The sequence below is a fragment of the Streptomyces sp. NPDC050564 genome (assembly GCF_044457265.1).
Classification (GTDB): Bacteria; Actinomycetota; Actinomycetes; order Streptomycetales; family Streptomycetaceae; genus Streptomyces.
This window is the reverse complement of sequence record NZ_JBITGS010000089.1, coordinates 1-14,297: the sequence shown is the minus strand read 5'-3', so window position 1 is coordinate 14,297 and position 14,297 is coordinate 1. Positions and strand designations below refer to the sequence as shown.

Here is a 14,297-nt window from a genome sequence, read left to right as displayed (position 1 = left end):
CTACGAGCGCAAAGCCGAGCACTTCCTGGCCTTCACCAGCATCGCTTGCACACTCATCTGCTACCGCAGACTCACCAAATGAGATGACTTCTTAGGCGACGACGCGGAGCTTGGTGTTGGTGCGCTGTGAGACATCCCGCAGGGCCCGCCATGCCTCTTCGGGTGGGATCTGCCCGAGGACCACCAGAGCGCCCACTTGGTCGATCACGGCGTGCGAGGTAATAACGTGGTGGAGCTGCTCGTTTTCCGCCCGGAGCCGTTCGTACTCGCTCGCGAGGTCGGTGGTGGGTTCTAGCAAGCGGCGCCTGGAAGCCGCGAAGAGTGCCATGAGGTCACCCGGTCGATCGAACGGGGGCAGGGAACCCTGTGCAACTCCCCCGCCTGCATGGAATTAGTTTCCCGCACGCAGCCTGCACCTGCGACTCAAATTCCTGCCGGTATGTTCATTGCGGCTGGGTGGGACGAGCTCTCCGCCAGCAGTGAGCGAAGAACCCCCGGCGGGGCACGCTTTCCGACCCCGCCGCGAGCGGGTACCCCTGATCCCCGGTCCAAGCCGCCAGGCAAGATCGTCTGACTCGTCAACCGACGTGGGCCGGAGGCCTCGCCGTGGCGCAGGGATGGGCAGCCGTGCACGGGCACTTCCCCCCGCCACCACGGCGGTGTGGGACGACGGCCGCCCCATCGGGTGTGGGCCAAGGACCAGCGCGCAGCAGCCCACAAAGCGCGTGAGAACTCCGAACGGCGCGCGTACGGGGACACAGCCGTCACGGGAACTCCGGAGAGCTGCCACGGAGCCGTACCTGCACCTGGCCGTCGAGCAGCGGCAAAAGCCCATGTCGATCGTCATAACCGCGGGGCAGCGAGGTGACTCCCCGCAGTTCGAGGTCGTCCTGGGCCGTGTCCGGGTTCCTCGCCTGGGGCCCGGCAGGCCCCGCACCCGGCCGCTGCGGGTCCGTGCGGACAAGGCGTACGCCTCTCGCAAGAACCGCGCTTACCTGCGACGACGCGGCATCCTCTGCACCATCCCGGACAAGGCCGACCAGGCCCGCAACCGCACGAAACGCGGCTCCCGTGGCGGTCGGCCGCCGAAGTTCGACGCGCTCGACTACTGTGAGCGGCACGCGGTCGAGTGCGGTATCAACCGTCTCAAAAGGCACCGGGCCGTGGCCACGAGGTACGACAAGCTGGCGGTTCGCTACGAGGCGACCGTCCTTGTCGCGGTCATCAACGAGTGGCTGTAACCAGGCGACTCAAGATGGGAAGCACGCCCCGCAGGTCGTCGTCGTCCACCGTGACGGTCGCCGCCTCGCGCGCTCCTGCCGACGCGTTGAACGCCACGCTCAACCCTACGGATGCGAACAGTGGCAGGTCGGAGCGGCTGTCTCCGACTGCCCCGCACGAGCGAGGAACCAGCCCCAGCTCTCGCGCCTGCGCGAGGGCGAAATCTCGTTTGCCGTACTCGTCGAAGTGACGGGTGACCCGCCCTGTGAACCGGCCACCTGCGGTCTCCAGCCGGGGTCCGCTGAACGCGTGGAAGCCGAAGCGGTCAGTCAGGTAGCTGCCAACTGGCGACCAGGCGAGGGTTGCCAGTACGGGCACCAACCCGCTTTGCCAACACCAGGCCACGGTCTCCGTGATGCCCGAGACCAAGGGAAGCCCGTCGAGCCAGCCAGAGACCTGATCTTCGTGAACCCCCGCCCAGCCGGCGGCATCCAGCTCGGAGACATGCCGATTGTCCACGGCGCCGGAGGCGTAGGCATCCTCGGCCTTGGCCAACTCATCCCGATGGCCAAGGAAGTCGGCCAGAAAGACCGACGAACTCGTACCGGGGACGAGGGTGCCATCGACATCGAAGAACACGGCGCCCGCGTGATCGGATGAGAACACTGGCCAAGGATGCCACTACCGCGCGAAACGCCAGATCGGGGGGGTGCCCCCGCCTACTTCCGATACACGCCCTAGCAGCGGCCTCGTCCCGCCGCGTGCTGCGCCTTCCCATTTCACTGCCGGGAGCTGGCCTTGCCTCCTCACGGAGCTCCGCCTCGTCGGTAAGCCCTACCGCAGAGACGCAAGATCCGACGGACCTCGTCCGAAAAGCACCCCTCCCGTAATAAGGCGCGGACAGATAGTCCAAGCTCGGCGGCTGTGGCGCTGAAGCGCTTGACATGGCTGATTCCACAGAATGACGGTCTGGCACCTGCTCTGGGTGCAGCACATCGACGCCAAGATCGCGGCGGTTCGGGCGCCACGGGCCGAACAGGAGCGCCGGCCACCTCCGCCGGACTGCGTCGTCGAGCTCGGCATCGGCAAGTCGCCCGTCCAGCTCCACGCCGGGGACTGCCACTTGCCCAGTCCCCGACGCCGCGCCACCTCGCACAACGAGGCCCACCGACTGCCTGCACGCCTGCACCCACCGCCGGCCCCACATCCGGCTGAACGTCCTCGACTTACCCCCGCAGCACCCACGCCGCCCGAACGGCCGTACGAGAGCGCCCGATATGCTGCGTAACAGGCGACTCACGAAGATTGCCTGGAACAGGACACCCCCGATGACCACTCCCCCGCCCCCGATCACCGAACCCGACCCGTCCGCACTTACCTGCCCCAGCGACAAGATCGCCCCCTGTGCGGTCTGCCAGCGCAAAACCCACAAGTACGGCTCCGGCGGAAGCCCGCTCTGCCAATGGTGCATGGCCTCCGTTCAGGCGGGCTGGGGCCCCGGCGTGCGCTTCACCAGCACCCGCAGCTAGCTGCACCAAGCGGGACGGCACCGTCAGTTCTCGGACGGGATACGGGCAGCGATCTCCCGCGCCAAACGGTCCGCCTCCGGCGAGGAGGGCCCGCCGTCCTGCGCCACGGTCAGCAGCAGGCTGAGCAGATCATGTGCCTCTTGCAGAGTCAGCAGTGCCAGCCGCTCCACGGTGTCCCCGACAGGCGCGAAGTCGACCTCGTCGATATCAAACTGATCGTCGGTCATCCATGACCAGCGCAACACAATGCTGGTCAGGGCCTACCCGCAGCTGACGGAGATCGTTCCCCGAAAGGAGCTTGATCGTTTCCCGCCGCCCAGGTGGGCCGACGCGAACCGATCACTATCGGCGCGTACAAGCGTCGCTGACCGCGAGAGGAACCGTCGCTGGGTCTCCAGGGGAGTAGTGACGTGGCCGAGCCGGACGTCCCAGCAGCCACCTCGCCAGGTGAGAGAGACCGCGGACAGGGGCGGCACAGCCAGATGCCAGAAGGCTCTTGCCGGTACGGCCAGAGCATGAATGAGCGCGGCCCGGACAACGGCTGCTTCGGTGATGGCCACTGCGTGGCCCGTGCCGGGCGCCCTGCTGCTCAGCCAGTCCGCTGTTCGGCGACAGAGCTGGCGCACGGACTCACCTTCGTGTGGCACGGCATCCGGGTCCGTGAACCAGGCGTTGAACCCGTCGGGATCGGTTGCGGCGACGTCGTCGACGGTGCGACCGCACCATGTGCCGAGGTCGAGATCGCGCAGCGCAGGCTCGGACGCTGCCACCAGGCCGAAGACGTCCGCGGTCTGCGAGCAACGGATCGACGGCGCCCGGACGGCCAGCCCCTGGAGAGGAAGCGCTGCTCCCGCGGCGCCGGCCATACGCACGCTGCGCTCGCTCAAGGGAGCGTCACCAAGGAGTGGATCCAGGGTGGCGTCACCGCCTGTCGGTGGTCTTCTAAAAGTGGACCAGTCTCCGACTTTGAGAATTGACCCCCTTCCGGGGTCTGGCTCGTTGAGTCAGGCCGGGAGGATGGGTGATCGACGTGGAGGACTGGGCGGAGATCCGCCGGTTGCACCGGGTTGAGCAGATGCCGATCAGGGCGATCGCGAGGTTCATCTGGGGATCTCACGGAACACGGTGCGGCGGGCCTTGAACAGTGAGGCGGCGCCGAAGTACCAGCGGGAGCCGCGGGGTTCGATCGTGGACGCGGTCGAGCCGCAGATCAGAGAGCTGCTGCAGCGGTTCCCCGAGATGCCCGCGACGGTGATCGCGGAACGGATCGGCTGGAGTCGCTCGTATGCGGTGGTCAGGAGGCGGGTTCGTGAACTGAGGCCGGTCTATCGGGCCGCGGACCCGGTGTCGCGGACCGGTTATGAGCCGGGTGACCTCGCGCAGTGCGACCTGTGGTTCCCGCCTGCGGAGATCCCGCTCGGCTTCGGGCAGACGGCGAGCCCGCCGGTGCTGGTGATCGTGGCCGGCTACTCGCGCTGGATCATGGCCAGGATGCTGCCCACCAGGTCCGCGGCCGACCTGATCGCCGGGCACTGGCGGCTGCTGACCGGGCTCGGGGCAGTCCCCAGGGCTCTGGTCTGGGACAACGAGGGCGCCGTCGGGTCATGGCGGGGCGGGCGTCCTCAACTGACCGAGGACTTCGCGGCGTTCGCCGGTCTGCTCGGCATCCGGATCATCCAGTGCCGCCCGGGAGACCCGGAAGCGAAGGGGCTGGTCGAGCGGGCCAACGGCTATCTGGAAACGTCGTTTCTGCCCGGCCGGGTGTTCGCCTCGCCGACCGACTTCAACATCCAGCTGGCCGACTGGCTGGCGAGGGCAAACCGGCGCATCCACCGCACCCTGCAGGCCCGCCCGGCCGACCGGATCGATGCCGACACCGCCCGCATGCTGCCGATCCCGCCCGTCGATCCGCCGGGCTGGTGGAGATCCAGCCTGCGGCTGCCGCGCGACCACTACGTCCGCCTGGACACCAACGACTACTCCATCCACCCCCTCGCCATCGGCCGTCGCATCGAGGTCAAGGCCGACCTGGATCAGGTCCTGGCCTTTTGCGAGGGCATGGAGGTCGCCCGGCATGCCCGCTGCTGGGCCCGCCACCAGTCGCTGACCGACCCGGCCCATGCAGCCGCCGCCGCGGCCGGCCGGGCGGCAGCCCGGCAGAGGTTCACGCCCACCGACGAACTCGAGGTCGAACAAAGGCTATTGGAGACCTACGACCGCATCTTCGGCGTCATCGACGGCGGACTGAGCACCGGCGAAGGAGTCGCGTGATGGCCTCCACCAGCACCAGCAAGGGAGGCAAGACGGGCGGCAGCGGCCGCGACGTCACCTCCGAACTGATCTATCTGACCAAGGCGTTGAAGGCTCCGGCCCTGCGGGACGCGGCCGGCCGGCTGGCCGAGCGGGCCCGGGCGGAGGAGTGGAGCCACGAGGAGTATCTGGCCGCCTGCCTGCAGCGGGAGGTCGCCGCACGCGACTCGCACGGCGCCGAGGGCCGCATCCGGGCCGCCCGCTTCCCCTCACGGAAGTCGATCGAGGACTTCGACTTCGACCACCAGCGGTCGATCAAGCGGGAGACCCTCTCTCATCTGGGGACCCTCGACTTCGTCGCGGGCAAGGAGAACGTGATCTTCCTGGGGTCGCCCGGGACAGGGAAGACCCACCTGGCCACCGGCCTGGGCATCCGGGCCTGCCAGGCCGGCCACCGGGTCGCGTTCGCCACCGCCGCCCAGTGGGTCACCCGTCTCGCCGAGGCCCATCAGGCAGGCAAGCTCAGCGACGAACTCACCCGGCTCAGCCGGATCCCGCTGATCGTGGTCGACGAGGTCGGCTACATCCCCTTCGAACCCGAGGCCGCGAACCTGTTCTTCCAGTTCATCTCGGGCCGCTACGAACACGCGTCCGTGATCGTGACCAGCAACAAGCCCTTCGGACGCTGGGGAGAGGTCGTCGCTGTGATCCCCTTCGCAGATCCAGCTCCGCTCGTCCTCGATCGCGTGCACGGCGGCCCAGGAGTGCCCGAAGGGGGTGGTCCGGACCCAAGACCCGCTCGCGGTCAGCCAGCACTTCTTCCGTGGCGGCGACGGCCCCGATCACATCCCCCGCTTTCCCACGCCACTCAGCAAGATTGCCGCAGACGGTGAGGGTGTCGGGGTGGTCCGGACCCAGCACGAGCCGCTCGCGGTCCAGCAGTTCCGCGTAGACGTTGACGGCCCCGGCCGCGTCCCCCGGCTTCCCCGCGCCAGTGCGGTTTGGATGTGCTCCTGGCTGCCGGATGGGCGGCGGCCGGCTGGTTCGTGCTGCCGCTGTCGCGCGGTGCCCGCCGCCGCTTCCGCCCCGCCCTCGGCCACACGCCCGCCGCTCAGTTGCAGGTCGCACATGTTCCGGCGAACGATGTCGGTGATCACCGGGCGCGAGCCGGGCTCCGAAGTCGCCCTCGGCCTCCAGCTGAAGCACGCCGCCCACCGGGCACTGGCCAACTGGCACCACGCAGGCAACGCGCAGATGGACACCACGTGGGCCAAGGAGTTCGACCAGCAACACGAGTACGCCGCCGCGCTCCGGTTGGTCGACCTGCTTAGGGCCCGCCGGACAGGCGAGAAGGTCGCGGTCGGGCCCGGCGCCGACCGGCTGCATGCTGGCCTGGACACGGTCATCTCGACCATGAACGAGGACCCCGTCCTACGGGCGCAGATCGCCGATGAACAGGCCGAGGCCGCCCTGCTCGCCACCCAGTTCGGCAACCTCCACCTGAGAACCGTCAACGACTGCATGTTCGTTGCCCCGCAGGCCGAGTGCCAGACGAGCTGCCCGCCGATCAGCGCGGCACGGCCCCGCTGATTGGCGCCTGCCAACCCGACCGCTGCCGCAACTCCGTGATCACCCGACGACACGTACCGATCTGGATCGCCGAGGAAGACGACCTCACAGCCAGAGCCCAAGAACCCGCCCTGTCACCACCCGGCCGCGCGGCCGTCCTGATCCGTCTCGCCGACGTCCAGCGCATCACCCGCGCGCTTCGCCAGGAAGGAGTCACCGTTCACCGAGTTTCTACGAATCTCGGTGATTCGCCCATTGCTGGGCGAAGGTCCCTGTCTCACTTAATACCAGGAGGTATCAATGCGGGGTAGACGCTTCGATGCCACCGGCCCCGCGGGACGGGGTCTTACGGTCGGCTCCACGTCCGTTTTGTGTCTCCGGGCCACTCCCGGCGACATGCCGCTTCACGAGCGCGGCGAGGTTCAGTGCCGCGTTCTCGTCCCGGTCGAGGACGAGTCCGCAGTGTTCGCATACGTACATCCGTATCCGCAGAGGCAGTTTGGGTGTCACTGCCTGGCATCGGGAACACGTCTTGCTGCTGGGGAACCAGCGGTTGGCCACTTCGAGCGTTCCGCCGTTCCACCGGGTTTTGTAGGCGAGTTGACGCCGGATCTCGCCGAACCCGGCGTCGGCCACGACGCGGGCGAGTGTGCGGTTCTTGAGCATGCCCGAGACGTTGAGGTCTTCCACCACGATCGTGCCGTACTCGCGGGCCAGGCGGGTGGTGAGCTTGTTCAGCGCGTCCCGCCGCAGGTTCGCGGTGCGGTAGTGCACCCGGTTGCGGGCCGCATCCGCGCGCTGCCAACGCTTCGAGGGCTGCTGCCCGGTGCGCCGGTCAGGGCCCAGGCGGCGGGCGACCGTACGGGACAGACGGCCGAGCTTGCGACGCGCGGTGTCGTAGTGTTGGGGGTTCTCGGCCCTCGGGCGGCCATCGGAGAACACCGCGAGGTGCTTGATGCCCAGGTCCACGCCGATCACCGCCCCCGCGCGGGACGGGGTACCCTCGGCGCGCTCGACTTCACAGGTGAAGGACACGAACCAGCGGCCCGCTGCGCGGCGGACGGTCGCCGACTTCACCACCGCCGTGCCGGCCGCGATCCGGCGGTGCAGCTTCCGTGTGGACTCATGCGTCCTGATCGTTCCCAGGACCGGGAGCGTGACATGCCTGCGGTCGTCTTCCAAGCGGATCGTGCCGGTGGTGAACCGAACCGACGGCGTGGTCTTCCGCCTGGACTTGTAGCGAGGAAAGCCCATCCGCGGGCCCTTGCGCTTGCCGCGCTTGGAATCGGACCAGTTCTTCAAGGCCCGGGCGAGCTGATCCAGCCCGGTGGCGTACGCCTCCTTCGAGCACTGCGCCCACCACGGCGCCACGTCGGTCTTCGCTGCGTTCCAGGCCTTGCGCATGGAATACATCGACCAGCCCAACGACGGCGTCAGATCGTCCTCGGCCATGCCGTAGGACCGTTCCGCCTCCCGCTGCCCGAGGTTCGCTTTCACCTGCGCGATACCCCAGTTGAATGCCACCCGGGCCGCACCGGCATGCCGCAGCAGCGCGCCGACCTGACCAGGCGTCGGGTCCAGCGCAAACCGGTAGGCATGCGTGACGATCACCCGATCAGGCTACCCGCCGCCACCGACAACACCCCAACCAGCACCAGAAGTTGAGAAACGCCGAGATTCGATGACGAAGCCCACAGCAGTTACGAACCCCCCGCCACCAGACCCCGCTTCCTGATCCGGCCTGATCCAAACGAAAGACCCAGCCGTCACCCCTTCGCCGAGTGGATGCCGGGCGCGGAAGGCCAGACGACAACCGGCCAGCACACGGTCACTTGAGGATCTCAAGCAGCCGGTCTGCGAGAATCGCGGCTGAATGGGGGTTCTGCCCGGTGATGAGGTTGCGGTCCTCCACCATGTACGGCTCCCAGATCGGGCCGCGACTGAAGTCGACGCCGATCTTCTCCTTAAGCTCGCTCTCCAACAGCCACGGTGCCCTGCTGGCCAGTCCGACGGCCTCCTCCTCCTCGTCGGTGAAGCACGTGACCCTGTAGCCCTTGAAGGGCGACTCCCCGTGGATCCTGGTGGCCAGAATTGCGGAAGGGGCGTGGCACACGATGGCGAGTGGCTTGCCCGAGGCGAGCTGCGCCGTCAGCAGCCGGCCGGCATCGGCGTCGAACGCCAAGTCCGCCATCGGACCATGACCACCGGGCAGGTACACCGCGTCGTAGTCCTCGAGGCGGACGTCCGACAGCTTCAGGGGACGCCGCAGCACCTCGGCGGAACGGATGATGGCTTCCAGCTCGAGGGCCTCTTCCTCACCGCCCGTCATCGAGGGGCGCAGGCTCATCATGTCGACGTTCGGGATGGCGCCGCCCGGTGTCGCGACCACCACATCATGACCGGCCTCCGTGATCTTCTTGTACGGCATCGCGAACTCTTCGGCCCAATACCCTGTCGCGTGCCTGGTGCCGTCCTTGAGCACCCAGTACGTCGCCCCGCTCACGATGAAGAGGATTTTCGCCATGGCACCTACCTCCTAGCCCCCTGAACCGCACGAACACGCCAGGGGTGGATGGAGTTCCGCTCAGACACATACTCGACCGAGGCATGTGACGAGCTTTCTCACCAATTCCACGCGCGGCACCACGATGCGGCAAATCGGGACGGGATCGGGCCTCGACGATCGCCAGGCGCGCCCTTGACACCCGTGAGCAGATCGACTGGATCCGTCGCCGTAGCGCCGCAGGGCCACGAAGCAGTGCACCGGTGCCTGCCCCCGGCGGGGCGGTCCGTGGAAGATGCCGTGGGCGAAGCCGCCGCCCACCGATCCGGTGGCCGAGAAGGCTGCTCATCGCCGCCGAAGGCCGAATTTCACCAGTGCCGCATCTGACGCACGCGAGGCGTCATGTGTGCCGTACCTGTGGTTGGCTGTCTCCGAGTCCACACCAGGGAAGACGACTCCCGTCGAAGCATGCGCGGGAGGACGGACCCATGATTGGTTGGGCACGGCCCAGAGACGGCCCGGCGGGCGTCGGCGCCGGGGTGGGGTGGTCAGTAGCGGGCGCCGATGGGGAACGGGATGGCGTCGAGGTCGGCGAGGTCCGCCGGCCGGGGACAGGTGGACGTCTGCGGCGGCTGCGTCGGCTGTGACGTACTTGAGCCGACCAGAAGGCCCGCGCCACCCGCCGTAGCCGCAAGGCCACGGCGGGGCGGGCAGGTGGCGCAACCCTGCCGCAGCAGCGGCAGACGGAAACGAGAGACCGTCCTCAAACCGAAGCCCTCACGCTCTGGTGATGTGACGGACCTTCCGGGTCGAAAGACCCGGAAGGCTGAGAGCTGACTACGCTCAAAGCAACGGCTTTGCCTGCCGCAGATGCGCCACGGCGTCACCGAGCAGGAACCGCACCCCAGGCACCGAGACGAACCTGCCATGGGCACACTGCTGCTGGGTGGGGGAAATGTCGACGGTCTGGGAATCGCAGCGCGGTTGCGTAAAAAATGAGGCCGCCCGTACAACGGACGGCCTCGTCAGGGCTTCGGGCCACGCTCAGTGGTTGCGTGGGAACCCGAGGTCCACGCCCGCCGGGGCGTCGGCCGGGTCGGGCCAGCGGGAGGTGATGACCTTGCCGCGGGTGTAGAAGTGCGTGGCGTCGTTCCCGTGCATGTGGTGGTCGCCGAAGAGTGAGTCCTTCGAGCCGCCGAAGGAGTGGTAGCCCACGGGGACAGGCATCGGCACGTTGACGCCGACCATGCCCGGATCGATCTCCAGCTGGAACCGGCGGGCCGCGCCGCCGTCCCGGGTGAAGATCGCGGTGCCGTTGGCGAACGGCGAGTTGTTGATGAGGTCGACGCCCCCCTCGTAAGTGTCGACGCGCAGCACGCACAGCACCGGGCCGAATATCTCGTCCCGGTACGCCTTCGCCGTGGTCGGCACCTTGTCGAGGAGCGACACGCCCAACCAATGGCCGTCCTCGTATCCCTCGACGCTGTAGCCGGTGCCGTCCAGGACGACCTCGGCGCCATCTGCCGCCGCGCCCGTCACGTATGACGCCACCTTGTCGCGGTGCGCCTTCGTGACCAGCGGGCCCATCTCGGAGGCCAGGTCATTGCCCGGTCCGATCTTGATCTTCTCGGCCCGCCTACGGATCTTCTCCACCAGCTCGTCACCGATGGAGCCGACGGCGACGACGACCGAGATGGCCATGCAACGCTCGCCCGCTGAGCCGTACCCCGCCGAGACCGCCGCGTCCGCCGCCGCCTCCAGGTCGGCGTCCGGCAGGACGAGCATGTGGTTCTTGGCGCCGCCCAGGGCCTGGACGCGCTTGCCGTTCGCGGAGGCGGTGGCGTGGACGTAACGGGCGACCGGGGTCGAGCCGACGAAGGAGACCGCCTTCACGTCCGGGTGCTCAAGGAGACGGTCCACGGCCACCTTGTCACCGTGGACGATGTTGAAGACGCCGTCCGGCAGGCCCGCCTCGGCCATCAGCTCGGCGAGGCGAAGCGATGCCGACGGGTCCTTCTCGGACGGCTTCAACACGACCGTGTTGCCGCACGCGATGGCCATCGAGAACATCCACATCGGGATCATCGCCGGGAAGTTGAACGGCGTGATGCCCGCGACGACGCCAAGCGGCTGCCGGATCGCTGCCACGTCGACCCCGGTGGAGACCTCCGTGGACAGCTCGCCCTTCAGCTGAACGTTGATGCCACAGGCCAGGTCGACGACCTCCAGGCCTCGCGTCACCTCGCCGAGCGCGTCGCTGTGCATCTTGCCGTGCTCGGCGGTGATCAGCTCGGCGATCTCGTCGCGGTTCATGTCCAACAGCGCGCGGAACCTGAACAGGATCTCGGTGCGCTTGGCGAGCGACGTCTGGCTCCAGGTCCGGTAGGCGTCCTTGGCCTCCGCGACGGCCGTGTCCACCTCGTCCACGGCCGCGAAGGGGACCTTCGTGGTGACCACGCCGGTCGCCGGGTTGGTCACCGGCCCGTACGTGCCCGACGCGCCCTCGACGGTCTTGCCGCCGATCCAGTGGTTGAGGATCTTCGTCATGCCCCATAACTCCTTACACAGATTCAGCGATAGCGCCGGCGGCCAGTATCAGATCGCTCATCAAGTCCTCACGAAGGGACCGCCTCGATCGCCATCTCGTCCGCATTGTCACTCACAGTGGTCTTGCCTTTGCGTGCCCGTCGGTCCGCCACGGGGGCCGGGGAGGCGAAGAGGTCCTCCATGTTTGGTCGACCGAGCCCGGGTCGTGCAAGTACCGCTCGACGTTCGTCCGCAAGCCATTCGTTGAGGCCGAATTCCAGCCCATACAGCACCGGCTGTCCGGCGCGGAATTGCGACACCACGGTGTGAATCGCCTCCTTTCCCCATTCCATTTCCATACGACCAATGGCGGACGCGGGCCGCCTGGCTGATATCCCCATCCCGCGGGCGCCGCTTCCACCTCGCGTCCGCTGAGCAACCCATCCGACCGCCTCGCGCCCCCGACGCTATGACATTGGGGAAGACGAGAAAGACAAGCGAATATGCCATAACGGCGGCACATGAGGACATGGCATCAAGCCGGCAGCCTTTGCATGGAATGCCAGCCGCCCGGCCGCGTCGGCGATGTCGTCGGGGCTGGCAAAGACCCGGTGGAGCGACGTGAGTGGCCGGCGCGAGAGCTTGATACGCGGGTTGGCGCCGAACACGGAGTAGGACCAGCCGGTTCCCTCTTCCCAGTGGAGGCGGACTCCGCCGGTCCGGCTGACGTCCCAGGTCAGGACGATGTACATCCGCTCGCCGTACTCGCGTCCGGTACGGCCGGCCCGGACGGTCCCCGGCGGAATCCCGCAGCGGGTCAAAGCGTCGTCGACGGCCCGCACGTACGACCAGTGCGGCAGCAGGCACGGCGGAATCAGCCCGGGCGGTTCGAGCAGCATGAGCCTCACCTCGGCTGGGGGCGAAGCGCACGGGGTCAGGACGCGCGCCGAAAGGACGCGGTGGCGGCCGGGCCGACTGCGACACCGTTCTCGGGCCGGTGGGTTCGCGCTGCGCCAGCGCCTGTGCCTATGGCAGCGTCTGGGTGGGCGTGGAGGCCGTGTTCTACGGTGGGGCTGCCTGCCCCGTATCGGCAGTGGATCCATACGCGGTCGTGGGGCGGGGCCGGAGTTTGGCGGCCACCATTGCGGCGAATACGACGGCCCAGACCGCTGCGGCGACCCAGACCTCCCAGCGGCCCACGCTCGTCATCCACGAGGTTCCGGTCGCGCGTCCCAGTTCGTGTGTGGTGACCGCGTACATACCGATCGGGAAGACGAGGTTCCACCAGCCGAGCTCGTAGCGCAGCGGGATCCGGCGCAGGGCATGCCGCCATACGCCCAGGGCCAGCAGGAGCGGGATCAGCCAGCTTGAGAACGACCACAGGACGACGGACGACCCGACGATGAGGGGACGCGATAGCAACGTGCTGCCCGGCGGAAGTGCGATCAGCCGCACTCCGGCGAGCACGGCGATCGCCGCCGCTCCCATGAAGATCCAGACGGACGTCATGAGGCCTTCCGGCTGGACCGGCCGGGCCAGCAGTCTGGCCAGTACGATCGCGGCGGTCAGCAGGTACTGCATCAGACCGACGGCCCAGCACACCACCGCCAGTACGGGCAGCACGTGGCCCGGGATCACCCGGGCCAGCGAGGCCGCCGCGACCGCCACCGACTCCGATCCCACCGCCCACAGGAACCAGGTGCCGTTCACCTGGTCGAGCGACGGGCCTCGCTTCAAGGTGGTGATGAGCGCGAGTGGAATGCCGTAGTCCAGCACCACCCACCCCAACGTCCCGGACGCCAGGAACGCCGCTGCCGCTGCAGTGTGGCCGTCCGGCACAAGGCGCGCGGCCAGCACGTTGCAGGAGATGGCGAGGGTGAGGAAGGCGAAGCCGCGCGGCCCGAGGAGATCCGCGACGAACAGCTGGCGTCGGCGCAGCAGCCGCCAGCCGTAGGCAGGCACCAGTACCGCGAACCCGGCTAGGGCCACCCAGAGCAGTGCGGCGGAAGCGGTGCCGGCGCCGTTGACGTACAGGGCCGTGGAGACGATGCCGGTGCCCATGACGAACGCGAGTGCTCCCGCGTTGAGGTTGGTCACTGCGGCGGAGACGGCTGCGCGGTATCCGGGCGGTCGGGGACTGGGGTCGGTACGTCCGGGCTCGGGATGGTTGGCATCAGGACGCCGTGCATCGCCATGGTCGGGGTCGGTGAGCCATTCGGCAAGGACCGCGACGTGGGCGTGGTCCATGTCCTGGGTGGCAGTCAGCAGGGTGAGGCTGCTGCGTTCGGCTATGTCTCGTAGTCGGACAGCCGCCTGCCGGTGCCCTTGATCGCCTAGTTCGGTGAGATAGCGGCGGCGGAACTCACCGAATTGCAGAGGGTTGTGGCCGTACCAGCGCTGCAGCTCGACGGATGGGGCGACATCCCGCAACCACTCGTCGAGCGGTGCGCCCCGCCGGCGAATGCCCTCCGGCCAGACCCGGTCGACCAGCACCCGCTCGCCGACTTCGCCGTCCTCGGAAGGCGTCTGCTCATAGATCCTGCGGCAGGTGATCTGCTTGGCCATGACACGCCCTCCGGCCGCTCTTGCGGTAGAAGCATTTCAGTCTACTGAGCTCTTCGGATTGTTGTCGGCTGGTGGGTGAGCGTGAGTCCGGTGCCTGCAAGGCAGCCGTCGATCAGGTCGGGGCGGAGCTGGAT

Annotated in this window: 14 protein-coding genes and 2 pseudogenes; 5 read left to right on the top strand and 11 right to left on the bottom strand. The window is 68.1% G+C overall.

Features of this window, described 5'->3' with window-relative positions; genetic code table 11:
- Positions 1–91: 91 nt before the first annotated feature.
- Positions 92–328: an ANTAR domain-containing protein gene (locus ACIBK0_RS50980; RefSeq protein WP_399097135.1), complete on the bottom strand. Its 237-nt coding sequence runs from the start codon at positions 326–328 to the stop codon at positions 92–94.
- 289 nt (positions 329–617) lie between these two features.
- On the opposite strand from ACIBK0_RS50980, the gene ACIBK0_RS50975 reads away from it, so the two are divergent.
- Positions 618–1,241 (top strand): transposase, encoded by a 624-nt coding sequence (locus tag ACIBK0_RS50975; protein ID WP_399097132.1) that lies wholly within the window; start codon positions 618–620, stop codon positions 1,239–1,241.
- Here the strand turns inward: ACIBK0_RS50975 and ACIBK0_RS50970 are convergent.
- Positions 1,225–1,887 (bottom strand): HAD family hydrolase, encoded by a 663-nt coding sequence (locus ACIBK0_RS50970; RefSeq protein ID WP_399097129.1) that lies wholly within the window; start codon positions 1,885–1,887, stop codon positions 1,225–1,227. The two genes, ACIBK0_RS50975 and ACIBK0_RS50970, sit on opposite strands and share 17 nt — an antisense overlap.
- Positions 1,888–2,549: 662 nt before the next feature.
- Here ACIBK0_RS50970 and ACIBK0_RS50965 point away from each other — a divergent pair.
- The gene (locus tag ACIBK0_RS50965; protein WP_399097126.1) at positions 2,550–2,750 is read left to right on the top strand and encodes a hypothetical protein; all 201 of its coding nucleotides are present in this window, start codon (positions 2,550–2,552) and stop codon (positions 2,748–2,750) included.
- Between the two features lie 23 nt (positions 2,751–2,773).
- Here the strand turns inward: ACIBK0_RS50965 and ACIBK0_RS50960 are convergent, their stop codons facing one another.
- Both ACIBK0_RS50960 and ACIBK0_RS50955 read right to left on the bottom strand, forming a co-directional pair.
- Positions 2,774–2,977: a DUF6417 family protein gene (locus ACIBK0_RS50960; protein WP_399097123.1), complete on the bottom strand. Its 204-nt coding sequence runs from the start codon at positions 2,975–2,977 to the stop codon at positions 2,774–2,776.
- A 33-nt stretch (positions 2,978–3,010) separates the two neighbouring features.
- Positions 3,011–3,637, bottom strand: coding sequence for a histidine phosphatase family protein (locus ACIBK0_RS50955; RefSeq protein ID WP_399097120.1), 627 nt, complete (start codon positions 3,635–3,637; stop codon positions 3,011–3,013).
- A 134-nt stretch (positions 3,638–3,771) separates the two neighbouring features.
- On the opposite strand from ACIBK0_RS50955, the pseudogene istA reads away from it, so the two are divergent.
- Both istA and istB read left to right on the top strand, forming a co-directional pair.
- Positions 3,772–5,021, top strand: a pseudogene (gene istA, locus ACIBK0_RS50950) (IS21 family transposase).
- Positions 5,021–5,893: an IS21-like element helper ATPase IstB gene (gene istB / locus ACIBK0_RS50945; RefSeq protein WP_399097117.1), complete on the top strand. Its 873-nt coding sequence runs from the start codon at positions 5,021–5,023 to the stop codon at positions 5,891–5,893. Before istA ends, istB begins: the two are co-directional and overlap by 1 nt.
- Here the strand turns inward: istB and ACIBK0_RS50940 are convergent.
- A pseudogene (locus ACIBK0_RS50940) lies at positions 5,832–6,128 on the bottom strand (hypothetical protein); the annotation flags it as partial. The gene istB and the pseudogene ACIBK0_RS50940 overlap by 62 nt on opposite strands.
- On the opposite strand from ACIBK0_RS50940, the gene ACIBK0_RS50935 reads away from it, so the two are divergent.
- Complete coding sequence (locus ACIBK0_RS50935; RefSeq protein WP_399097114.1) at positions 6,129–6,590, top strand: hypothetical protein; 462 nt, start codon at positions 6,129–6,131, stop codon at positions 6,588–6,590.
- 276 nt (positions 6,591–6,866) lie between these two features.
- Here ACIBK0_RS50935 and tnpB read toward each other — a convergent pair whose 3' ends face one another.
- The 6 genes from tnpB to ACIBK0_RS50905 form a co-directional block, all read right to left on the bottom strand.
- The gene (gene tnpB, locus ACIBK0_RS50930) at positions 6,867–8,180 is read right to left on the bottom strand and encodes an IS607 family element RNA-guided endonuclease TnpB (protein WP_399097111.1); all 1,314 of its coding nucleotides are present in this window, start codon (positions 8,178–8,180) and stop codon (positions 6,867–6,869) included.
- Between the two features lie 217 nt (positions 8,181–8,397).
- Complete coding sequence (locus ACIBK0_RS50925; protein ID WP_399097108.1) at positions 8,398–9,093, bottom strand: type 1 glutamine amidotransferase domain-containing protein; 696 nt, start codon at positions 9,091–9,093, stop codon at positions 8,398–8,400.
- A 1,023-nt stretch (positions 9,094–10,116) separates the two neighbouring features.
- Positions 10,117–11,619, bottom strand: coding sequence for a CoA-acylating methylmalonate-semialdehyde dehydrogenase (locus ACIBK0_RS50920; protein WP_399097105.1), 1,503 nt, complete (start codon positions 11,617–11,619; stop codon positions 10,117–10,119).
- Between the two features lie 68 nt (positions 11,620–11,687).
- On the bottom strand, positions 11,688–11,957 hold the full coding sequence (locus ACIBK0_RS50915; protein ID WP_399097102.1) for a hypothetical protein: 270 nt from the start codon (positions 11,955–11,957) through the stop codon (positions 11,688–11,690).
- 108 nt (positions 11,958–12,065) lie between these two features.
- Complete coding sequence (locus tag ACIBK0_RS50910) at positions 12,066–12,497, bottom strand: hypothetical protein (protein ID WP_399097099.1); 432 nt, start codon at positions 12,495–12,497, stop codon at positions 12,066–12,068.
- Positions 12,498–12,660: 163 nt separating this feature from the next.
- The gene (locus ACIBK0_RS50905) at positions 12,661–14,163 is read right to left on the bottom strand and encodes a DUF488 family protein (RefSeq protein WP_399097096.1); all 1,503 of its coding nucleotides are present in this window, start codon (positions 14,161–14,163) and stop codon (positions 12,661–12,663) included.
- Positions 14,164–14,297 lie beyond the last annotated feature (134 nt).